We start from the raw sequence: 19,212 nt of genomic DNA, 5'->3' as shown, positions 1-19,212 counted from the left end.
GTGGGCGGCGTGGCCGCCCTTCTTGACCCGGCGGACGATGACGGTGGGCTTGTTCTCGGCCATGGCTTACTTGACCGTCTTCAGGTGCTGCTCGAAATCGGAGAAGGCCGGGCGCACGTTCGACGGCAGCGTCTTGCGGGCGAATTCCAGCGCGATCTTCGGGTTGTAGCCGCGCAGGCAGGCCAGCAGGGCGGTCTTTACCGACTCGTAGATGCGGCTGTCCTGCTCGGCACGGGCTTCCATCGCCGCCGCCATCGGGCCGACGAAGCCGTAGCCCAGCAGGATGCCGAGGAAGGTGCCAACCAACGCGCCGGCCACGTGGCCACCGACCTCGACGATGTCGCCGCCGATCGAGCCCATGGTGATGACGATGCCGAGCACTGCGGCGACGATGCCGAAACCGGGCAGTCCGTCGGCGACCTTGGTCAGCACCTGCGACGGCGCCATGGCCTCGGCATGGTGCTTTTCCAGCTCCAGTTCCAGCAGCGGCTCCAGTTCGTGCGGCTCGATGTTGCTGCCGATCATCAGGCGCAAACAGTCGGTGATGAAGTCGATCAGGTGGTGGTCGGCCTGCACCTTGGGGTAGTTGCCGAACAGCGCGCTCTCGGCCGGACGCTCGACATGGTCTTCCAGCGCCATGAAGCCTTCGCGGCGCGCCTTGTTGAGCAGTTCGTACAGCAGGCTGAGCACATCGATGTAGTCCTGCTGCTTGTAGCGCGGGCCCTTGAACACGCCGACCATGGCCTGCAGGGTCTGCTTGACCGTCTTGGCCGGGGTGCCGACCAGGAACGCGCCCAGTGCGGCACCGCCGATGATGACCAGCTCGTAGGGTTGCCACAGCGCCCCCAGCCGACCGTGTGCGCCGAGGTAGCCGCCCAGCACGCTGATGATGACGACCAGGAATCCAACGATGATGAGCATGGCGCGACGCAAGGAGCGGGGATATCTCCTTGTCGGCCCTTCACCTGGTTTTCTGAAGAGGGAATTCTGTGAAATCGGTCGGCGGGGTGTTTCAGCCCGCCACACCGGCCTCCGCACCGCCACGCCGCAGCGGATCAGGCCACGGCTCGCCATTGCCGGTGAACGAAAGTGAGACCGAGTTCAGGCAGTGGCGCTCGTAGGTGGGCGGCGGGCCGTCCGGGAACACATGGCCCAGATGGCTGCCACAGCGGGCGCAGGTGATCTCGGTGCGGACCATGCCGTGGCTGGTGTCGCGGATCTCGCGCACATGCGCCGGGTCGAACGGGGCGAAGAAGCTGGGCCAGCCGGTGCCGGAATCGAACTTGGTGCTGGAGCGGAACAGCGGCAACGCGCACAGCCGGCAGCAGTAGACGCCCTCGCGCTTGTTGTCGAGGAAGACCCCGCAGAACGGCGCTTCGGTGCCGTGCTGCAGCAGCACGCGGCGCTCCTCGCTGCTGAGGCCGGCAATCAGCGCCTCGGTCTGGGTGGCGGTGGGGGGCGTCAGGTCGAAGGCAGTCATGCCGGCTCTCCGTGGGTGATGGCCTGGGGATGCCTGCGGAAATGGGGGTGGCGGCGAGGCCTTGCAAGTGTGATGGCCGTTCATGGGCGGCACACAGGCGCAGGCGCAAGGTGAACGCGATCCACGCCGGAGCGTGCCATGAAACCGACCCTTCCCCTGCTGCTGATCGCCCTGCTGCCCGCGCTGGCGCTGGCCCAGGTGCCCACTGCCGACCCGACCGCCACCCGCAGTACCACCACCGTGGCACCCGCGCCGGTGGTACCGCCGCCGCAAGCGGCCCGCCCGCAGCCCCAGGTGCTGCCGTCACCGCAGCCGGCGCAGCCGATCCGGTCCACCGGCCCGGCCCAGGTTGCCCCGGCACCGGCGCCGAAGCCGGCCGACAAGGTCTATGACCGCAATGGCCGCATCGTCCCCGGTGTGCGCCCGGCCGGTCCCAACCGCGTGTTCGATTCGCGCACCGGCCGCTATTACGACAGCGTGCCGCAGGGCGACGGACAGCAGATCCGCTAGCGCCGGCCTGAACGCACGAAAACAACCGCGTGCGGATCACTGCTTTTTCGCCTGCGATTAACCGTTCCGGGACCACTTTGACGGTGCGCCGGCATCCCGTCGTCGCATGTCCTTCGTCCATTGGATCGCGATCATGAAAAACCAGCAGAACCGTCATCCCGGCAAGGAACCGCAGGGCCGCAACCCGCAGCAGCAACAGCAACAGCAACAGCAACAACAACAGATGGATCAGCAGCAGCACAAGGGCAGCAAGCAGCAGGAGCAGCGCTCGCAGAAGCACCCGCAGCAGCGCTGACGGGCCCGGGGTCGGATCCCGCATTGCGGGCTCTGGCCCCAACCGCGTTGAGCCCTCAGTCCGGAATCGGCAGGCTCAGCGTCTCCTTCACTTCTTCCATCACGATGTAGCTCTTCGATTCGCGCACATGCGGCAGGGTCAGCAACGTGCTGCCGAGCAGCTTGCGATAGGAGGCCATCTCGCTGATCCGCGCCTTCAGCAGGTAATCGAAGTCGCCTGACACCAGGTGGCACTCCAGCACGTTGGGCAGCTTCAGCGCCGCGCGCCGGAATTCCTCGAAGATGTCGCCGGACTTGTAGGCCAGGCTGATCTCCACGAACACCAGCAGGCTGGCCTTCACCGCCGCCGGGTCGAGGTGGGCGTGATAGCCGGTGATCACCGCTTCGCGTTCCAGCCGGCGCACGCGCTCGGTGCACGGGGTGGTGGACAGGCCGACCCGCTCACCCAGTTCGGTGAAGGAAATGCGGCCCTCGGCCTGCAGGATGCGCAGGATCTTGCGGTCGATCTTGTCCAGTTCGCGGGTACGGGTGGCCATGGCCGTCAACCTTGGGGAATGAATTGCAGGAGAACATCCTGCCGGTTGATTTCAAATCAGGCAAATCAACTGGTATTGGCTGTCTATACTTCCCCAATTATGGTCCCGGCACGCTCCAGTGCAGGGAATGATCGGGTTGGAGAAGTCCCATGCGAGTCCTAGTTCTCGGCAGCGGCGTGATCGGCACCACCAGTGCCTGGTACCTGCGACAGGCCGGGTTTGAAGTCACGGTCATCGACCGCCAACCCGGTCCGGCGCTGGAAACCAGCTTCGCCAATGCCGGGCAGCTGTCGTTCGGCTACACCTCGCCGTGGGCAGCGCCGGGCGTGCCGAAGAAGGCCATCGGCTGGCTGTTCGAGAAGCACGCGCCGCTGGCCATCAAGCCGGGCATGGACCTGGCCCAGTACCGCTGGCTGTGGCAGATGCTGCGCAACTGCACCCACGAGCGCTATGCGATCAACAAGGCACGCATGGTGCGCATGTCCGAGTACAGCCGCGACTGCCTGAACGAGCTGCGCGCGCAGGTCGGCATCGAGTTCGAGGGCCGTGACCTGGGCACCACCCAGCTGTTCCGCACCCAACAGCAGCTGGACGCCTCGGCGCAGGACATCGAGATCCTGGCCCAGTACGGCGTGCCGTACGAAGTGCTGGACCGCGCCGGCATCATCCAGGCCGAACCGGCCCTGGCCCATGTCGATGGCCTGGTCGGCGCGCTGCGCCTGCCGCGTGACCAGACCGGCGACTGCCAGCTGTTCACCCGCCGCCTGGCGCAGATGTGCGTGGATGCCGGCGTCGAGTTCCGTTTCGACCAGGACATCACCGGCCTGGAGTTCGATGGCGACCGCATCAGCGGCGTGCGCATCGGCGGCACGCTGGAAACCGCCGACCGCTTCGTGGTCGCGCTGGGCAGCTACTCGCCCGCGCTGGTGGCACCGCTGGGCATGCGCCTGCCGGTGTACCCGCTGAAGGGCTACTCGCTGACCCTGCCGATCACCGATCCGGCGATGGCGCCGACCTCGACCATCCTTGATGAGAGCTACAAGGTGGCGGTGACCCGCTTCGACGACCGTATCCGTGTCGGTGGCATGGCCGAGGTTGCAGGCTTCGACCTGTCGCTGTCGCAGCGCCGTCGCGAAACCCTGGAGTTGGTCGTCAGCGACCTGTACCCGAAGGGCGGCGACCTGTCGCGCGCGCAGTTCTGGACCGGCCTGCGCCCGGCCACGCCGGACGGTACGCCGGTGATCGGCGCCACACCGTTCCGCAACCTGTACCTCAATACCGGCCACGGCACCCTGGGCTGGACCATGGCCTGTGGCTCGGGCCGCTACCTGGCCGACCTGATGAGCGCGCGCCAGCCGCAGATCAGCACCGAGGGCCTGGATATTTTCCGCTACGGCCAGTACGGTCACGCGCCGCAACATGAGAACCGCACATGCGTCCTGCCCGCGCGCTGATCGATCTGGGCGCCCTGCGCAGCAACTACCGGCTCGCCCGTGAACTGGGCGGTGGCAAGGCCCTGGCGATCATCAAGGCCGATGCCTACGGCCACGGTGCGGTGCGCTGTGCACAGGCGCTGGAAGGCGAGGCCGATGGTTTCGGCGTGGCCACCATCGAAGAGGCGCTGGAACTGCGCCAGGCCGGCATCCGCGCGCCGATCCTGCTGCTGGAAGGCATCTTCGAGCCGAGCGACATGGGGCTGGTGGCCGAGCACGATTTCTGGTTCGCAGTGGGCTCACCGTGGCAGCTGGAGGCGCTGGCTGCCTTCGACAGCCCGCGCCCGCTGACGGTGTGGCTGAAGCTGGACAGCGGCATGCATCGCCTGGGCCTGGACGTGGACAGCTTCCGTGCCGCGCATGCGCGCCTGTCGGCACTGCCGCAGGTCGAGCGCATCGTGCTGATGACCCACCTGGCGCGAGCCGACGAGCTGGACAGCGAACGTACCCATGAGCAGGCGGCGACCTTCGCCCGCGCCATCGACGGCCTGTCCGGCGAGACCAGCGTGTGCAATTCGCCGGCGCTGCTCGGCTGGCCGGATGTGCGCAGCGACTGGGTGCGCCCGGGCCTGATGCTGTACGGCGCCAACCCGCTGCCGGAGGCTTCGGAGATCACTGCGCGGCTGCGCCCGGTGATGACCATGCAGTCGAAGGTGATCGCCGAGCGCTGGATCGAGGCCGGCGAGCCGGTGGGCTATGGCGCCCGCTTCGTGGCGAAGTCGCGCACCCGCGTGGGTGTGGTCGCGCTGGGTTACGCCGACGGGTATCCGCAGTTCGCCCCGAACGGCACCCCGGTGCTGATCGACGGCCAGCCCGGTGGCCTGATCGGGCGCGTGTCGATGGACATGTTGACCGTGGACCTGACCGCGCATCCGCAGGCCGGCGTCGGCAGTGTCGTGGAACTGTGGGGTGCCGCGCCGACGTTGTCTGAACTGGCACCGCGCTGTGGCGTAAGTGCCTATCAGCTGCCCTGTGCGGTCAAGCGCGTGGCGCGCGTATATCAGGAGTGAGGTGCTGCCGGCCAGCGGCCGGCACTATCTGGATGCATGGCGTCCACGGCTCTGGTAGCGGCCGACCTTGGTCGGCGCTTTGAATGCGTGTCGACCAAGGTCGACACCTGCCAGAGCCGAGCGCGGCGCGGAATTACCGCGCTGCGGTCGCCTGGCTGGTCAGCTGACGCTTCACCCAATCATCGATCAGGCGCTTCTCGTAGCGCAGCGGATCGCTTTCGCTCCTCAGCCCCAGGTTGTGCAGGTAGCCGCTGTCGCTCAGCTTGGCTTCGCCCTCATCGACGATGCGGCCGCTGGCATCCTTCAGCGTGTACTGCAGGGTGATCCGCGGCGGATAGATGTCGCGCATGATCCGGATGTCGCTGCCGCGCGGGCCGTGCCAGGGCTCATAGTCGCCGGCACGCTTGATGTCGACCAGGGTCACGTCCAGGGTCTGCCCGGACTGCAGCGGCTTGGCCGCCGTGGTCTGCACGTAGCGGGCCAGCTGCTGCACCCAGTCGCCACGTTCGGCTTCGAAGCGGTTGGTGCTGCGGCGGATTTCGGTGAAACCGGCCGGATCGTCCCACTTCACGCTGACCGGGCCATCGGCCTGCAGCGCGCGTGGGGCCTGCGGATCGGTGACGGTACGCGGCGCGGCGTTCGCGGCGCCGGCCATGAGGGCGCCTGCCAGCAGCAGGGCGGTGGCCAATGTGCGGTTCATGACGGTCTCCTGCGCCCCATCGTTGGGGACGGTTCTGTCTATCTATGGATCGAGTGTGATCCCGCTTCCGGGCCACCGCAACGGCCGATTGCGTCATGCGCAAGAGCGGTTGCCGCCAATTCATCGTCGTCAACCCTGACTGACGGCGCTTGACGCTGTGAATACGCTCTCTGGAAGATGCTGTGTCTCCAATCCGGCCCGTCCAGACGCCCTTGTCCACACTGCCGCCCCTAGTGGAGCGCCCACCGTTGATGGTGCCGGCGCCCGAACCCGACCTGCATCATGGCGTGCTTGAGCGCATCAACGCCGGCTTCTGCGTGATCCAGGTGCTGTTCGAGGGCGATCGTGCGGTCGACTATCGCTTCATCGAGGTCAACGATGCCTTCGAGCGCCATACCGGGCTGAAGGATGTACGCGGCCAGCGCATGAGCCTGCTGGAGCCGAACCACGAGGAAGACTGGTTCCGCATCTACGGCGAGGTCGCCCGCAGCGGCCGCCCGGCGCAGTTCGAGATGGAGGCGCGCGCGCTGGGCCGCTCGTTCGCGGTCGATGCGGTGCGCGTGGGTCGTCCCGGCGAAGACAAGGTCGGCATCCTGTTCTTCGACATCACCGCGCGCAAGCAGATGGAAGTGGAACTGGGCGAGAGCGAAGCCCGTTTCAGCGCACTGGCCGATGGCCTGCCGATGCCGGTGTGGGTGCTGGACGAGCGCGGCCACGCCCGTTTCGTCAACAGTGCCTTCAGTGAGTTCTTCGGTGGTGACGAAACGCGCGTACCGGAAGATGTGTGGCGTGGCCTGGTTCATCCGGATGACGCCTCGGTGTTCGAGTACGAACTGCAGGAGGCGCTGAAGGCGCAGCGCTCGATGCATGCCCTGGTGCGTGCGCGCCGCGCCGATGGCCAGTGGCGCTGGCTGGAAATGAACGCCCGGCCGCGCTTCTCGCGCATGGGACGCTTCATCGGCCTGGCCGGCAGCAGCCCGGACGTGACCGAACGCCGCGAGATCGAGCTGGCCCGCGAGGAACTGCTGCAGTCCGAGCGCGCCGCGCGCAGTGCCGCGGAAAACATGGCGCGGCTGAAGGACGAATTCCTGGCTACGCTGTCGCACGAGCTGCGCACGCCGCTGACTACCATCCTGGGCTGGAGCGAGTTGCTGCTGCAGCGCGTGGACAACACCAGCCCGCTGTTCAAGGGCCTGAACGTGATCGCCAACAGCGCCGGCGCGCAGAAGCGGCTGATCTCGGACATGCTCGACCTCAGCAGCATGCTGCTGGGCAAGGTGCAGCTGGAAGTGGAAGTGCTGGACCTCAATCTGCTGCTTGGCGAAGCCATCGGCGCGCAGGAACTGGTAGCTGAAGGCAAGGCGCTGGACGTTCACCTGCAACTGCCCGAGCAGCCCAGCCTGGTGCTGGGCGATGCCACCCGCCTGCAGCAGGTGCTGTGGAACCTGCTCTCCAATGCCATCAAGTTCACCCCGGCCGAAGGCCGCATCGACCTGCAGCTGCAGGCCGACGGCAACCACTGGGTGATCACCGTGCATGACACCGGCGACGGTATCGCGCCTGAATTCCTCAATCACCTGTTCAGCCGTTTCCGCCAGGCCGATGGCACCACCACGCGCCGTCACGGTGGCCTGGGCCTGGGCCTGGCGATCGTGCAGCAGCTGGTCGAGCTGCATGGCGGCACCGTGACCGCCGCCAGCGAAGGCCACGGCCACGGCGCCACCTTCACCGTGCGGCTGCCGCAGCACCTTCCCGATGCCGAGCGCCGTCCACTGCGCGAAGTGATCAGCGGGCCGATCCTGGAACCGGTGATCGTCGAGCCGTATCCGCTGCGCGGCATGCATGTGCTGGCGGTGGAAGACCAGCCGGAAGTGCTGGAGTACCTGCGACGCATGCTGGAAGAGCAGGGCGCCAGTGTCTCCGCGGCCAGTTCGGCCGGCGAGGCGCTGGCGCTGCTGGCCGACACCGGCCACCTGCAGTACCACGTGATGCTGACCGACATCGGCATGCCGGGCATGGATGGCTATGGCCTGGTGCGTACGCTGCGCGAGGACATGGGGGTGGATGCGGCGACCCTGCCGGCGGTGGCGGTGACCGCGCTGGCGCGCGCCGATGACCGCCGCCGCGCGCTGGCATCGGGCTTCCAGGAACACGTGGCCAAGCCCTATTCGGTGGCGCAGCTGGTGGCCGCCGTACGCAAGGTGCAGGTGCCGCGCGCAGACAGCGCGCTGCACTGAGCATTCACGGCCGATCGGCGACCCTGCATGCAGGAGGTCGCCGATGTCCCGCACAGCTCCCCGTATCCATACCGATCCGGCGCAGATCGCGCGCCTGGAAGCCCTGCTACCACAGCTGGAAGGTGAAACGCAGGTGCAACTCACCCTGCATGACGGTCGCCGCCTGCTGGGCACGGTGGCGGTCAAGCCCACCGTCCAGCAATACCGCAACGCTGCGGGCGATGAAGGCAGCAATGGTCAGCTGCGCCTGGATGACTACGACACGCCGGTGCAGCAGCACCACGTCTGGCTGGATGAGATCGCCAGCGTAGACCGCCTGCCACCCAGGGCGCCTTGATCCGATGTAGCGCCGAGCCCTCGCTCGGCGCTACCGCCCGAGCGCTGGCTCGGGCGCTACAGGGGTGTCAATGCTCGAACAGCGTGGGCGTCGCCTCGAAGCGGCGCGCATAGGCGCGTTCTTCCGCGACCCGGGCTACCTCATCGTCGGCCAGGTCTGGCGCGCCGTACACCGCATAGGCCACGCTGCCGTCGGCGCCATGGCCGACCTGGTGCAGCCGGTAGCGCGAGTGGCCGCCGCCGGTGTCCTCGGGGTAGTGCACGGGCGGATGGCTGCCTTCCAGGTCCATTTCACTGTTGTCGACCACGCCACCGACGAACAAGGCTCGCATGCAGGTTCTCCTGGGTTTCCGGGGGGAGCCTCTACCCTGAACGTTTCAATGTTGCTGGCACATCAAGGCCCCGTTCGGGTTTCGCAAAGTGGCCCGCCGGGGCCGGACCGGCCAAGCCGGTACAATGGACGGCCCTCACGCTTGAAGTACCCGCGCCGATGGCCTCCAGCGACGACGCCCCCCTGCAGACCCTGTTCCTGCCGTTCTCCCAAGGTGCCCTGCGCTGGCCGGAGGGCCCGGTGGCCTTCCTGCGTGCCCGCGACGGCTGGCCGTTGCGCGAAGCGGCGGGCAACCGCGAGGTGCACTGCGAGCAGAGCTTCGCCCCGTTCGCGCAGCCGCTGCAGCAGGCCGCCGGCTGGACCGTCAGCGGCCAGCTGGATGACGTGGCCGGCAAGGGCCGCTACCCGCTGGTGCTGGTGCTGCCGCCGCGCCAGCGTGAAGAGGCCCGTGCGCTGTTCGCCCGCGCGCTGGCGCTGGTGGCCGACGGCGGTCGCATCGTGGCCTGCCAGTCCAACAACGAAGGCGCACGCTCCGGCGAGGGCGACCTCAAGCAGCTGACCGGCCTCGGCGGCAGCCTGACCAAGAACCATTGCCGCGTGTACTGGACCGCGCCGATGCAGGGCCAGCACGATGCCGACCTGGCCAGGCGCTGGTCGGCGCTGGACGCGGTGCGCCCGATCGTCGGCGGCCGTTTCCTCAGCCGCCCGGGGGTGTTCGCCTGGGATCGCATCGATCCGGCCTCGGCATTGCTGGCCGAGCACCTGCCGGCCGACCTGGCCGGGCGTGCCGCCGACCTCGGAGCCGGTTATGGCTACCTGTCGCGCGAGCTGCTGGAGCGCTGCCCGAAGATCACCGCGCTGGACCTGTACGAGGCCGAGCAGCGCGCGCTGGCCCTGGCCGAACTGAACCTGGCGCCGACGCCGCGCCCGCTGCCGCTGCGTTTCCTGTGGCGTGACGTCACCGCCGGCATCGAGCCGGGCTACGACGTGATCATCAGCAACCCGCCGTTCCACACACCGTCGCGGGCCGATCGCCCGGACATCGGCCAGCGCTTCATCGCCGTGGCCGCGCAGGCGCTGCGCCCGGGCGGGCGGCTGTACGTGGTGGCCAACCGCCACCTGCCGTACGAGCACACCCTCAACGACAGCTTCGGCGCAGTGCGCGTGGTTGCCGAGCGCGACGGTTTCAAGCTGGTTGAAGCGGTGAAGGGGAAGGGCCGATGAAGCTGGTCAAGCACATCGCCAACCTGGGCTATGGCAGCCGCAAGCAGGTGCAGTGGATGTTCCGCGAGGGCCGCGTGACCGATGCCGACGGTGAGGTGCTGTATGCCGACGACCAGGTGCCGCACGAGGCCATCCGCGTTGACGGCGAGCCGCTGGATCCGCCGGTGGGGCTGTCGATCGCGCTGCACAAGCCGGCCGGCTACACCTGTTCGACCAAGGACACCGGCCGCCTGATCTACGACCTGCTGCCGCCGCGCTTCCGCGACCGCGACCCGGTGCTGTCCACGGTCGGCCGCCTCGACCGCGATACCAGTGGCCTGCTGCTGCTGACCGACGATGGCGGCCTGCTGCACCGGATCATCTCGCCGAAGTCGAAGCTGCCCAAGGTCTACGAAGTGGAACTGAGCGACGACCTGCGCGGCGATGAGGTGGCCCTGTTCGCCAGCGGCACGCTGATGCTGGAGTCCGAGAAGACGCCCCTGCTGCCGGCTGAACTCGAGGTGCTGGATGCGCGCCGCGCGCGCCTGGTGCTGCACGAAGGCCGCTACCATCAGGTACGCCGCATGTTCGCCGCCACCGGCAACCACGTGCAGGCCCTGCACCGCAGCCGCGTTGGCGGGCTGGACCTGCAGGGGCTGGACGAAGGGCAATGGCGGCAGCTCACCTCCACCGACCTGGATACGCTGTTCGCTCCATGACCACTATCGCTGCGCTGCCGTTCCTGCCCGACGCCGTCATCTTCGACATGGACGGCCTGATGATCGACAGCGAGCGGGTCGCGCTGGCCTGCTGGAGCGAGGCCGCCGATGAGTTCGGGCTGGGCCTGGACGAGGCGGTGTTCCTGCGCATGGTTGGCCTCGGCGATCGTGACACGCACGCGCTGCTGCGCGCGCAGGGCATCGAAGACAGCGTGATCGAAGCGGTCGCGGCACGCTGCCATGACCTGTATGAAGCTCGCACTCAGACCGGCCTGCCGCTGCGGCCGGGCATCCTGGAGCTGCTGGAACTGCTGAAGGCGCACGCGGTTCCGCGCGCGGTGGCGACCACCACGCGGCAGCCTCGCGCCAACCGCAAGCTGGCCGCGGCCGGCCTGCTGCCGTACTTCGATGCGGTGATCACCAGTGGCGACGTGGCGCGGCCGAAGCCGGCGCCGGATATCTACCTGTTGGCCGCGCAGCGGCTGGGACAGGCGCCGGAGCGCTGCCTGGCGCTGGAGGACTCACCGGCCGGAACGCGCGCCGCATTGGCGGCCGGCATGACCGTGATCCAGGTGCCGGACCTGGTGCACCCGGACGAAGAGTTGCGCGCACTGGGCCATCGCATCGTCGGCTCGCTGGTGGACGCGCACGCATTGCTGCTGCCGCTGCTGCCGAAATAAGGTGGGTGCCAACCGCACCTGACGGTGGATGCCAACCTTGGTTGGCACACTTCACCGCTCTGGTGGATGCCAACCTTGGTTGGCACACCCCAATGCCCCGGTGGGTGCCGACCGTTGGTCGGCACACCTTCCCCTCACACCCGCCCGAACACCAGGGCGGCGTTGGTGCCACCGAAGCCGAAACTGTTGGACATCACCGTATCCAGCCTCTGCCCGCGGCTTTCGCGCAGGATCGGGAAGCTCTCCACCTTCGGGTCCAGCTCGGCGATGTTGGCTGAACCGGCAACGAAGCCGTCGCGCATCATCAGCAGGCAGTAGATCGCCTCGTGCACGCTGGCCGCGCCCAGCGAATGGCCGGACAACGCCTTGGTCGAGGACAGCGGTGGCACTGCATCGCCGAACACTTCGCGGATCGCGTTGAGCTCGGTGACGTCGCCCAGCGGGGTCGAAGTGCCGTGGGTGTTGAGGTAGTCCAGCGGGCGATCAATGCCCTGCAGCGCCATCTTCATGCAGCGCACGGCGCCTTCGCCGGACGGCGCCACCATGTCGGCACCATCGGAGGTCACGCCGTAGCCGATCAGTTCGGCATGGATGTGCGCACCGCGTGCGACGGCGTGGTCGTAGTCCTCCAGCACCAGCATGCCGCCGCCACCGGCGATGACGAAGCCGTCGCGGTCCTTGTCGTACGGGCGCGAGGCGCTGGCCGGGGTCTCGTTGAAGCTGGTGGACAGCGCGCCCATCGCGTCGAACATCACGCTCATCGACCAGTGCAGGTCTTCGCCGCCACCGGCGAACATGATGTCCTGCGCGCCGTGGCGGATCATGTCCGCGGCCGCGCCGATGCAGTGCGCCGAGGTCGCGCAGGCGGCCGACAGCGAGTAGCTGACGCCCTTGATCTGGTAGGCGGTGGCCAGGCAGGCCGAGACCGTCGAGCACATCGTGCGCGGCACCATGTACGGGCCGACCTTGCGCACGCCACGTTCGCGCAGCAGGTCGACCGCGCCGATCTGCCATTCACTGGAGCCGCCACCGGAGCCGGCGATCAGGCCGGTGCGCAGGTTGCTGACCTGCTCGGGGCTGAGCCCGGCATCGGCGATGGCATCGCGCATCGACAGGTAGGCAAAGGCCGCCGCATCGCTCATGAAGCGCTTCTGCTTGCGGTCGATCAGCGCGTCCAGGTCGAGGTCGACACGGCCGCCGACCTGGCTGCGCAGCCCGGCTTCGGCGTGGTCGGCCAGCGTGGTGATGCCCGAGCGGCCTTCGCGCAGCGCGGCCGAGACGGTATCCAGATCATTGCCGAGGCAGGACGTGATGCCCATGCCGGTGATGACGACGCGACGCATCAGAAGCTCCCGGTTTCAGTGAACAGGCCGACGCGCAGGTCGCGCGCGCTGTAGATTTCGCGGTCATCCACGTACATGCGGGCGTCCGACTGGGCCATCACCAGCTTGCGGTTGATGACCCGGCTGATATCGATCTCGTAGCGCACGAGCTTGGCATCCGGCAGCACCTGGCCGGTGAACTTCACTTCGCCGCAGCCCAGCGCGCGGCCCTTGCCGGGGGCGCCCAGCCAGGTCAGGAAGAAGCCGGTCAGCTGCCACATGGCATCCAGGCCCAGGCAGCCGGGCATCACCGGGTCGCCGATGAAATGGCAGCCGAAGAACCACAGGTCCGGGCGGATATCCAGTTCGGCGCGTACCATGCCTTTGCCATGTGGTCCGCCGTCCTCGCGGATTTCGGTGATGCGGTCGAACATCAGCATCGGATCGTTGGGCAGACGGCCGGCGGCGGCGCCGAACAGTTCACCGCGTGCGCTGGCCAGCAGCTGGTCGCGGTTGAACGCGTGGAGACGAGTCATGGAAAGCGCAATCCTGGAAGCGAAAACGAGGCAACAATCCGTCGAGGATGCACGACGGTTGCAGCGGGAATCAAACCGCCGCACCGTACGCGTGCGTAGTGTTTTCCGCCCAGATCGCGCATCCCGTTGATGCACAACGACCATACTTCGCCGTTTGGACCGGTACGGTACGGGTATGATGTCGGCCAACCATGAACGCACTGCGCAAGATCATCCACGTCGACATGGACGCCTTCTACGCGTCGGTGGAGCAGCGCGACGATCCGTCACTGCGTGGCAAGCCGGTGGTCGTGGCATGGCGCGGCGCCCGCTCGGTGGTGTGTGCGGCCTCCTACGAAGCCCGCGTGTTCGGCGTGCGCTCGGCGATGCCGGCGCTGCGTGCTGAACGCCTGTGTCCGGATGCGATCTTCGTGCCGCCGGACTTCTCGCGTTACAAGGCGGTGTCACGCCAGGTGCGCGAGATCTTCCTGCGCCATACCGATCTGGTCGAACCGCTGTCGCTGGACGAGGCCTACCTGGACGTGACCGAGCCGAAGAGCGGCATCGAGCTGGCCACCGATATCGCCCGCACCATCCGCACGCAGATCCGTGAAGAAACCCAGCTGACCGCTTCAGCCGGAATCGCACCGAACAAGTTCCTGGCCAAGATCGCTTCGGACTGGCGCAAGCCCGACGGCCAGTTCGTGATTCCACCGCAGCGTGTGGATGCGTTCCTGCTGCCGCTGCCGGTGAACCGGGTGCCCGGCGTGGGCAAGGTGATGGAAGGCAAGCTGGCCGCGCGCGGCATCGTCACCTGTGGTGACCTGCGGCAGTGGGCGCTGGTTGATCTGGAAGAGGCGTTCGGCAGCTTCGGCCGCAGCCTGTACAACCGCGCACGCGGTGTGGACGAGCGGCCGGTGGAACCGGACCAGCAGGTGCAGTCGATTTCTTCGGAGGACACCTTCGCCGAAGACCTGCTGCTGGAGGACCTGAGCGAGGCGATCGTGCAGCTGGCGGAGAAGACCTGGCATGCCACCCGCAAGACCGAGCGCGTCGGCCACACCGTGGTGCTGAAGCTGAAGACCGCGCAGTTCCGCATCCTTACCCGCAGCTTCACCCCGGAGCGCCCGCCGGAATCGATGGAAGAACTGCGCGACATCGCCCTGGCCCTGCGTGCCCGCGTCGACCTGCCGGCCGAAACCCGCTACCGCCTGGTGGGCGTCGGCCTGGGCGGTTTCCGCGAAAAGGAGCCGGTGGTGCAGGGCGAATTGTTCGAGCACGGAACGAACGATTCTGAAGGCAATTGATCGTTCGCCGTCGAACATTTCGATTCCGCAACGAACGGCAGTCGAGCATGGCTCGACTCTACAAAAAGCTACAGATCGCAGAGAACTGTCGAAGGCGGGGTGGGTCCGGTGGCGGGGGTGTCCGCGGCATGGATGCCGCGGCCAAGCCCCCCCCCCCCCCCCCCCCCCCCCCCCCCGCCAACCCACGGAACCTCGGCTTTTGACGTTGACGTTGCTTCGGCGGGTGCAGGGCGCAGCCCTGCAAAAGAAACCCCCCTACCTCATGGCCACTGCATCTCGCCCTTGGCCACCTTCGCACTCAGCTGCAGCGACTCCACCCCGGCCAGCTTCGGGTAGCGCGCCTGCATCGCCTTTACCAGCGCCGCACTGTCCCTGGCCCTTGCCGTCTCGGCATCGAAGGCGCGTATGTAATCTGCGGTGAAGCGCAGTGCACTGGCATCCAGCGCCGCACCCGGTGCGTAGTGCCCCGGCACCACCACTTTCGGCTTCAGTGCCTGCAGGCGCTGCAGGGTCTGCAGCCAGTCGGCGTGTGATTGCGGCGTCTGCGTATCGGCCATCCACACATGCTCGCCCGCCACTACCGGAATGCCGCCGACGATCGCGCGCAGCGACGGTACCCACAGCACGCTGCGGTCCGGGGTCGGGCCATCCAGGCCGATCAGCGGCAGGCGCTGGCCTTCCAGCTGCAGCGCGTCTTCCTCCAGCACCTGCGGCACCACGATGCGCGCGGGTACATCGGCCCCCATCTTCGGTCCCCAGTAGGCCAGCTTGCCGGCCTGGGTCTGCTGGATGTGGGCGACGGTCTGCGCGGTGGCGACGATGCGCGCCTGCGGGAACGCATCCTGCAGCGTGGCCAGGCCGAAGTAGTAGTCCGGATCGCCGTGGCTGATGTAGATCGTGGTCAGCTGCTTGCCGCTGGCGCGGATCAGGTCCACCAGCCTGCGCGCATCGCTGGCGCCGAACTGCGCATCGACCAGGATCGCGTCATGGCGGCCTTCGATCAGCACCGAGGACACCGAGAACATGGCCTGCGGGCCGGGATGGAAGGTCTGCAGGTGCAGCTGGGTTTTCGCCGCCATGGACGGCGACGCGGCGGCCGGTGCGGCCAACAGCGGGGCACTGGTGAAACTGGCGGCCAGGGCGAGGGGGAGCAGCAGGGCAGCGGTACGCATGGGGATGTCCTTGTGGGGATATCGTGCCGAGCATCGGCTCGGCGCTACAGGTGGGTAGCGGCAGGCCATGCCCGGCGAACGGGCAGGCCCGCGCACGCCATGATCAATACGCCGCAGTGATGATCTGCTTCGGGTACTTGTGTGCTTCCAGCTCGGCGACGAACGCAGCGCCATAGTCGGCGTAGCTGATGCGGCTGTGGCCGCTGGCATCGGCGAGGAACGCCTTGGGCTGCACGCGGTACTGGCCTCGCTCTTCACCCGGGCCGATTTCGGCGGCCGGCGAGAAGAAGGTCCAGTCCAGCTCCTCCACTGCCTGCAGGCGCTTGAAGGCTTCGCGGTGGGCCAGCGCGTACGGCTTGTAGGCCTCGGGGAAGTTTGGGGTATCCACCAGCTGCACGCCGGGGGCGACTTCCAGGCTGCCGGCACCGCCGACCACTACCAGGCGTGGCACGCCGGCCTTGCGCGCAGCGGCGGCCAGCTGTGCGGCGACCTCGCCGACGCGGCCGATGTCATCGCCCGGCCGCGGGCCGTAGGCGCTGGCCAGCACGTCGTGGCCGGTGATGGCGGCAACCAGCGCATCCGGGTCGTCCAGCGAAGCGATCACCGGATGCGCGCCGGCCAGCTCGGCCGGAAGATCCTGCGCGCTGCGCACGATGACGGTGAGTTCGTGGCCGTGGGCCAGCGCGTGGCGGGCGATCTGGCGGCCGATGTTGCCGGTGGAACCAACGAGGGCGATCTTCATGGCAGGACTCCGTGGGGCGGTGTGGGGTGGGAATGGGGCCACTCTAGGCCGCTGCAGTCGCTCGAAAAACAGCGTATAACGCGCTTGTTTGTTGCATGGATCGAGCATATGGACCGATTGACCGCCATGACTGTGTTCGTCGAGGTGGCCGAGCGCGGCAGCCTGACCGCGGCCGCCGAGGTGCTGGACATGTCGCGGGCGATGGTCAGCCGCTACCTGGCCGAGGTCGAAGGCTGGCTGGGGGCGCGCCTGCTGCACCGGACCACGCGCCGGGTCAGCCTGACCGGTCCCGGCGAAGCGGCGCTGGCGCGCTTCCGGCAGATGCTGGAGATCGGCGAGGCGCTGCAGGGCGAGCTGGCCAGCGATGATCCCGAGCCGCACGGCACGCTGCGGGTGACCGCCAGCGTGTCGTTCGGGCAGAGCCATCTGGCGCGCGCGGTGGCCGGTTTCGTCGCACGCCACCCGGCGGCGCGCATCGAGCTGCTGCTGGTCGACCGCACGGTGAACCTGGTGGAAGAGCGGGTGGACCTGGCGGTGCGCATCGCGCGCCAGATCGACCCCAGCCTGATCGCGCGGCGGCTGGCCACCTGCCGCTCGGTGCTGTGCGCGACGCCCTCCTACCTGCAGGCGCACGGCACGCCGACCGCCCCCGAGCACCTGGCCGCGCACAACTGCCTGACCCACCACTACGTCGGCAAGAGCCTGTGGCAGTTGCACCGCGACGGCCGTTCGCTGTCGGTGGCGGTGGGCGGCAACATCAGTGCCAACGAGGCCTCGCTGCTGCTGGAGGCGGTGCGGGCCGGTGCCGGCATCGCGATGCTGCCGACCTACCAGGTGGCGCCGCTGCTGCGCAGTGGCGAGCTGATCGAACTGCTGCCGGATTTCAGCCTGGACGAACTCGGCATTCATGCCGTGTACGCATCACGGCGCCAGCAGCCCGCTATCATGCGTCGATTCCTGGACTACCTGGGCGAGTGTTTCGCCAGCCCGGCCTTCCAGGACCTGGATTGGCGCCCGCCGGGCAAGGAGAACACATGAACCATGGACAGGCCTTGATCGACCACAACCGTGCTGCCTGGGACCGCCAGGCCAGCGAGGTGCGCGAATGGTCGCGCCCGGTTGAAAGCTCAACCATCGCCGCCGCGCGCGAAGGGCGCTGGCAGGTGCATCTGACGCCGCGTGCACTGCCGTTGGACTGGCTGGGCGATGTGCGCGGCCGCCGCATCCTGTGCCTGGCTTCGGGTGGGGGACAACAGGCGCCGGTGCTGGCTGCGGCCGGTGCCGAGGTCACCGTGTTCGACCTGTCCGACGGGCAGCTGGAACAGGACCGCCAGGTCGCGGCGCGTGATGGCCTGCAGCTGCGCACGGTGCAGGGCGACATGCGCGATCTGCACGTGTTCGCCAACGACAGCTTCGACGTGGTGTTCCATCCGATCTCCAACCTGTACGTACCCGACGTGCGCCCGGTGTGGACCGAATGCCGCCGCGTGCTGGCACGCGACGGCATGCTGATGGCCAGCTTCTACAACCCGGTGCTGTTCGTCGGCGCACGTGATCCTCAGCTGGATGCGCAGGGCTTGATCCGGCCGCAGTACGCCATTCCCTATTCGGACCTGGAAGACCTGGCACCGGCCGAGCGCGAGGCCAAGCTGGCGCGCGGCGATGCGCTCACCTTCGGCCACAGCCTGACCGAACTCATCGGCGGTCAGCTCGACGCCGGCTTCGTCATCGATCGTTTCATGGAAGACTGGCAGCCGCAGCCGCGCTTTCTGATCGACCGTTATCTGCCCACGTTCCTGGCCACCCGCGCGCGCAGGATCGGCTGAGGCGGGCCTGCAGAAAAGCAGGCCGACGTACAATGGACGGCCCCACGTCGCACAGGTGCCGTCCCTTGTCGTATCCCTATCCGCTGGTCGTGTTCGACCTCGATGGCACGCTGGTGGACAGCGCGGCCGATATCGCCGAAGCACTGAACCGCACGCTGGAAGACATCGGTGTGGCGCGCGTGCCGGAAACCACGGTGCTGGGCTGGATCGGCGATGGTGTGCGTCGCCTGGTGGAGCAGGCCGTGCATGCCGCCGGCCGCGAGGTCGATCTGGCCGCGGTGATGCCGGTGTTCATGGTCCACTACCGGGAATGCCTGCTGCGCAGCCCACGCCTGTTCGATGGCGTGGCCGAGGCGTTGGCACAGCTGCGTGCGCGCAACGTGCCGCTGGCGATCTGCACCAACAAGCCAGAAGCGCTGGTGCCTCCGCTGCTGCAGCACCTGGGCATCGGCGACGCGTTCGCGCTGATACTGGGCGGCGACTCGCTGCCACAGCGCAAGCCCAGTGGTGAACCGCTGCGCCACATTGCTGCGCACTTCGGGTTGCCGGTAGACGCCTGCCTGATGGTCGGTGATTCGCTCACCGACTATCGCGCCGCCGAAGAGGCCGGCATGCCGATCGCGCTGGTGCGCTACGGCTATCCGCGTGGCCTGGATCTGGCCACCGCACATGCGGTGGCGGTGATCGACGACCTGCGTGAGTTGCCGGGGTTGCAGCGCTGATGCAACGGACATCCCTGGTCGCCGGCCGGTAACCCGGGCCGACGCAACGGGTAGTGCCGGCCGCTGGCCGGCAATCC

22 protein-coding genes are annotated in these 19,212 nt (G+C 67.9%); 13 read left to right on the top strand and 9 right to left on the bottom strand.

Translation table 11 applies throughout. The annotated features are described in order from the left end of the window. Window positions 1–66 precede the first annotated feature (66 nt). Together motA and msrB are read right to left on the bottom strand one after the other, a co-directional pair. The gene (motA, locus tag QRO93_RS15440; protein ID WP_008264562.1) at window positions 67–921 is read right to left on the bottom strand and encodes a flagellar motor stator protein MotA; all 855 of its coding nucleotides are present in this window, start codon (window positions 919–921) and stop codon (window positions 67–69) included. Window positions 922–1,012: 91 nt separating this feature from the next. After that, window positions 1,013–1,480 (bottom strand): peptide-methionine (R)-S-oxide reductase MsrB, encoded by a 468-nt coding sequence (gene msrB, locus QRO93_RS15435; RefSeq protein ID WP_004153995.1) that lies wholly within the window; start codon window positions 1,478–1,480, stop codon window positions 1,013–1,015. 138 nt (window positions 1,481–1,618) lie between these two features. Here msrB and QRO93_RS15430 point away from each other — a divergent pair, with 138 nt between their 5' ends. Together QRO93_RS15430 and QRO93_RS15425 are read left to right on the top strand one after the other, a co-directional pair. Next, entirely contained in the window at window positions 1,619–1,990 is a 372-nt protein-coding gene (locus QRO93_RS15430) for a classical arabinogalactan protein 4 (RefSeq protein WP_180880970.1), read from the top strand. 106 nt (window positions 1,991–2,096) lie between these two features. Then, window positions 2,097–2,285 (top strand): lana protein, encoded by a 189-nt coding sequence (locus QRO93_RS15425; protein WP_180880972.1) that lies wholly within the window; start codon window positions 2,097–2,099, stop codon window positions 2,283–2,285. Window positions 2,286–2,340: 55 nt separating this feature from the next. Here QRO93_RS15425 and QRO93_RS15420 read toward each other — a convergent pair whose 3' ends face one another. Next, on the bottom strand, window positions 2,341–2,820 hold the full coding sequence (locus tag QRO93_RS15420; RefSeq protein ID WP_004140558.1) for an Lrp/AsnC ligand binding domain-containing protein: 480 nt from the start codon (window positions 2,818–2,820) through the stop codon (window positions 2,341–2,343). A gap of 149 nt (window positions 2,821–2,969) precedes the next feature. Between QRO93_RS15420 and QRO93_RS15415 the strand changes: the two genes are divergently transcribed. Next, window positions 2,970–4,274, top strand: a complete 1,305-nt coding sequence (locus tag QRO93_RS15415; protein ID WP_053448667.1) for a D-amino acid dehydrogenase — start codon at window positions 2,970–2,972, stop codon at window positions 4,272–4,274. Beyond that, window positions 4,253–5,323 carry an alanine racemase gene (alr, locus tag QRO93_RS15410; RefSeq protein WP_053448668.1) on the top strand — a complete coding sequence of 357 codons (1,071 nt, stop codon included), beginning with the start codon at window positions 4,253–4,255 and terminating at the stop codon, window positions 5,321–5,323. The genes QRO93_RS15415 and alr overlap by 22 nt, the downstream gene beginning before the upstream one ends. A 133-nt stretch (window positions 5,324–5,456) precedes the next feature. Here the strand turns inward: alr and QRO93_RS15405 are convergent, their stop codons facing one another. After that, on the bottom strand, window positions 5,457–6,023 hold the full coding sequence (locus QRO93_RS15405) for a DUF3016 domain-containing protein (protein WP_008264508.1): 567 nt from the start codon (window positions 6,021–6,023) through the stop codon (window positions 5,457–5,459). A 251-nt stretch (window positions 6,024–6,274) separates the two neighbouring features. Between QRO93_RS15405 and QRO93_RS15400 the strand changes: the two genes are divergently transcribed. Together QRO93_RS15400 and QRO93_RS15395 are read left to right on the top strand one after the other, a co-directional pair. Beyond that, window positions 6,275–8,260 (top strand): ATP-binding protein, encoded by a 1,986-nt coding sequence (locus QRO93_RS15400; protein ID WP_238581844.1) that lies wholly within the window; start codon window positions 6,275–6,277, stop codon window positions 8,258–8,260. A gap of 43 nt (window positions 8,261–8,303) precedes the next feature. Beyond that, the gene (locus tag QRO93_RS15395) at window positions 8,304–8,597 is read left to right on the top strand and encodes a DUF3247 family protein (protein WP_180880974.1); all 294 of its coding nucleotides are present in this window, start codon (window positions 8,304–8,306) and stop codon (window positions 8,595–8,597) included. 67 nt (window positions 8,598–8,664) lie between these two features. On the opposite strand, the gene QRO93_RS15390 is transcribed toward QRO93_RS15395, so the two are convergent. Beyond that, entirely contained in the window at window positions 8,665–8,928 is a 264-nt protein-coding gene (locus QRO93_RS15390) for a hypothetical protein (protein ID WP_005407925.1), read from the bottom strand. Between the two features lie 158 nt (window positions 8,929–9,086). Between QRO93_RS15390 and QRO93_RS15385 the strand changes: the two genes are divergently transcribed. The 3 genes from QRO93_RS15385 to QRO93_RS15375 are packed head-to-tail and all read left to right on the top strand — an operon-like array spanning window position 9,087 to window position 11,529. Continuing rightward, entirely contained in the window at window positions 9,087–10,151 is a 1,065-nt protein-coding gene (locus QRO93_RS15385) for a class I SAM-dependent methyltransferase (RefSeq protein WP_180880976.1), read from the top strand. Then, window positions 10,148–10,849 carry a pseudouridine synthase gene (locus QRO93_RS15380; RefSeq protein ID WP_180880978.1) on the top strand — a complete coding sequence of 234 codons (702 nt, stop codon included), beginning with the start codon at window positions 10,148–10,150 and terminating at the stop codon, window positions 10,847–10,849. Before QRO93_RS15385 ends, QRO93_RS15380 begins: the two co-directional genes overlap by 4 nt. Further along, on the top strand, window positions 10,846–11,529 hold the full coding sequence (locus QRO93_RS15375; RefSeq protein ID WP_285304277.1) for an HAD family phosphatase: 684 nt from the start codon (window positions 10,846–10,848) through the stop codon (window positions 11,527–11,529). Before QRO93_RS15380 ends, QRO93_RS15375 begins: the two co-directional genes overlap by 4 nt. A gap of 134 nt (window positions 11,530–11,663) precedes the next feature. Here the strand turns inward: QRO93_RS15375 and fabB are convergent, their stop codons facing one another. Further along, on the bottom strand, window positions 11,664–12,872 hold the full coding sequence (fabB, locus tag QRO93_RS15370; protein ID WP_180880981.1) for a beta-ketoacyl-ACP synthase I: 1,209 nt from the start codon (window positions 12,870–12,872) through the stop codon (window positions 11,664–11,666). Then, the gene (gene fabA / locus QRO93_RS15365; RefSeq protein WP_004154008.1) at window positions 12,872–13,387 is read right to left on the bottom strand and encodes a 3-hydroxyacyl-[acyl-carrier-protein] dehydratase FabA; all 516 of its coding nucleotides are present in this window, start codon (window positions 13,385–13,387) and stop codon (window positions 12,872–12,874) included. Before fabA ends, fabB begins: the two co-directional genes overlap by 1 nt. 191 nt (window positions 13,388–13,578) lie before the next feature. Between fabA and dinB the strand changes: the two genes are divergently transcribed. Next, on the top strand, window positions 13,579–14,673 hold the full coding sequence (dinB, locus tag QRO93_RS15360) for a DNA polymerase IV (protein ID WP_053448674.1): 1,095 nt from the start codon (window positions 13,579–13,581) through the stop codon (window positions 14,671–14,673). A 260-nt stretch (window positions 14,674–14,933) separates the two neighbouring features. On the opposite strand, the gene QRO93_RS15355 is transcribed toward dinB, so the two are convergent. Then, complete coding sequence (locus QRO93_RS15355; protein WP_180881074.1) at window positions 14,934–15,845, bottom strand: MBL fold metallo-hydrolase; 912 nt, start codon at window positions 15,843–15,845, stop codon at window positions 14,934–14,936. 103 nt (window positions 15,846–15,948) lie between these two features. Next, window positions 15,949–16,587 carry an NAD(P)-dependent oxidoreductase gene (locus QRO93_RS15350; protein WP_164086226.1) on the bottom strand — a complete coding sequence of 213 codons (639 nt, stop codon included), beginning with the start codon at window positions 16,585–16,587 and terminating at the stop codon, window positions 15,949–15,951. Between the two features lie 108 nt (window positions 16,588–16,695). Between QRO93_RS15350 and QRO93_RS15345 the strand changes: the two genes are divergently transcribed. The 3 genes from QRO93_RS15345 to gph all read left to right on the top strand — a co-directional run bounded on the left by QRO93_RS15345 (window position 16,696) and on the right by gph (window position 19,135). Continuing rightward, window positions 16,696–17,625: a LysR family transcriptional regulator gene (locus QRO93_RS15345; protein ID WP_180881072.1), complete on the top strand. Its 930-nt coding sequence runs from the start codon at window positions 16,696–16,698 to the stop codon at window positions 17,623–17,625. Further along, window positions 17,622–18,413, top strand: a complete 792-nt coding sequence (locus QRO93_RS15340; protein WP_164086227.1) for a class I SAM-dependent methyltransferase — start codon at window positions 17,622–17,624, stop codon at window positions 18,411–18,413. The genes QRO93_RS15345 and QRO93_RS15340 overlap by 4 nt, the downstream gene beginning before the upstream one ends. 65 nt (window positions 18,414–18,478) lie before the next feature. After that, on the top strand, window positions 18,479–19,135 hold the full coding sequence (gene gph, locus QRO93_RS15335; protein WP_008267059.1) for a phosphoglycolate phosphatase: 657 nt from the start codon (window positions 18,479–18,481) through the stop codon (window positions 19,133–19,135). The last annotated feature ends 77 nt before the right edge of the window (window positions 19,136–19,212 follow it).

It is taken from the genome of Stenotrophomonas maltophilia group sp. Smal17 (assembly GCF_030237045.1).
GTDB lineage: Bacteria > Pseudomonadota > Gammaproteobacteria > Xanthomonadales > Xanthomonadaceae > Stenotrophomonas > Stenotrophomonas forensis.
The sequence above is the reverse complement of the archived record's forward strand: the minus strand, read 5'-3'. Positions and strand labels throughout refer to the sequence as shown.

Bases quoted from the DNA above. Each gene is read 5' to 3' on its own strand.
- motA (WP_008264562.1), bottom strand. From the start codon at position 921: ATGCTCATCATCGTTGGATTCCTGGTCGTCATCATCAGCGTGCTGGGC.
- msrB (WP_004153995.1), bottom strand. From the start codon at position 1,480: ATGACTGCCTTCGACCTGACGCCCCCCACCGCCACCCAGACCGAGGCG.
- QRO93_RS15430 (WP_180880970.1), top strand. From the start codon at position 1,619: ATGAAACCGACCCTTCCCCTGCTGCTGATCGCCCTGCTGCCCGCGCTG.
- QRO93_RS15425 (WP_180880972.1), top strand. From the start codon at position 2,097: ATGTCCTTCGTCCATTGGATCGCGATCATGAAAAACCAGCAGAACCGT.
- QRO93_RS15420 (WP_004140558.1), bottom strand. From the start codon at position 2,820: ATGGCCACCCGTACCCGCGAACTGGACAAGATCGACCGCAAGATCCTG.
- QRO93_RS15415 (WP_053448667.1), top strand. From the start codon at position 2,970: ATGCGAGTCCTAGTTCTCGGCAGCGGCGTGATCGGCACCACCAGTGCC.
- alr (WP_053448668.1), top strand. From the start codon at position 4,253: ATGCGTCCTGCCCGCGCGCTGATCGATCTGGGCGCCCTGCGCAGCAAC.
- QRO93_RS15405 (WP_008264508.1), bottom strand. From the start codon at position 6,023: ATGAACCGCACATTGGCCACCGCCCTGCTGCTGGCAGGCGCCCTCATG.
- QRO93_RS15400 (WP_238581844.1), top strand. From the start codon at position 6,275: ATGGTGCCGGCGCCCGAACCCGACCTGCATCATGGCGTGCTTGAGCGC.
- QRO93_RS15395 (WP_180880974.1), top strand. From the start codon at position 8,304: ATGTCCCGCACAGCTCCCCGTATCCATACCGATCCGGCGCAGATCGCG.
- QRO93_RS15390 (WP_005407925.1), bottom strand. From the start codon at position 8,928: ATGCGAGCCTTGTTCGTCGGTGGCGTGGTCGACAACAGTGAAATGGAC.
- QRO93_RS15385 (WP_180880976.1), top strand. From the start codon at position 9,087: ATGGCCTCCAGCGACGACGCCCCCCTGCAGACCCTGTTCCTGCCGTTC.
- QRO93_RS15380 (WP_180880978.1), top strand. From the start codon at position 10,148: ATGAAGCTGGTCAAGCACATCGCCAACCTGGGCTATGGCAGCCGCAAG.
- QRO93_RS15375 (WP_285304277.1), top strand. From the start codon at position 10,846: ATGACCACTATCGCTGCGCTGCCGTTCCTGCCCGACGCCGTCATCTTC.
- fabB (WP_180880981.1), bottom strand. From the start codon at position 12,872: ATGCGTCGCGTCGTCATCACCGGCATGGGCATCACGTCCTGCCTCGGC.
- fabA (WP_004154008.1), bottom strand. From the start codon at position 13,387: ATGACTCGTCTCCACGCGTTCAACCGCGACCAGCTGCTGGCCAGCGCA.
- dinB (WP_053448674.1), top strand. From the start codon at position 13,579: ATGAACGCACTGCGCAAGATCATCCACGTCGACATGGACGCCTTCTAC.
- QRO93_RS15355 (WP_180881074.1), bottom strand. From the start codon at position 15,845: ATGCGTACCGCTGCCCTGCTGCTCCCCCTCGCCCTGGCCGCCAGTTTC.
- QRO93_RS15350 (WP_164086226.1), bottom strand. From the start codon at position 16,587: ATGAAGATCGCCCTCGTTGGTTCCACCGGCAACATCGGCCGCCAGATC.
- QRO93_RS15345 (WP_180881072.1), top strand. From the start codon at position 16,696: ATGGACCGATTGACCGCCATGACTGTGTTCGTCGAGGTGGCCGAGCGC.
- QRO93_RS15340 (WP_164086227.1), top strand. From the start codon at position 17,622: ATGAACCATGGACAGGCCTTGATCGACCACAACCGTGCTGCCTGGGAC.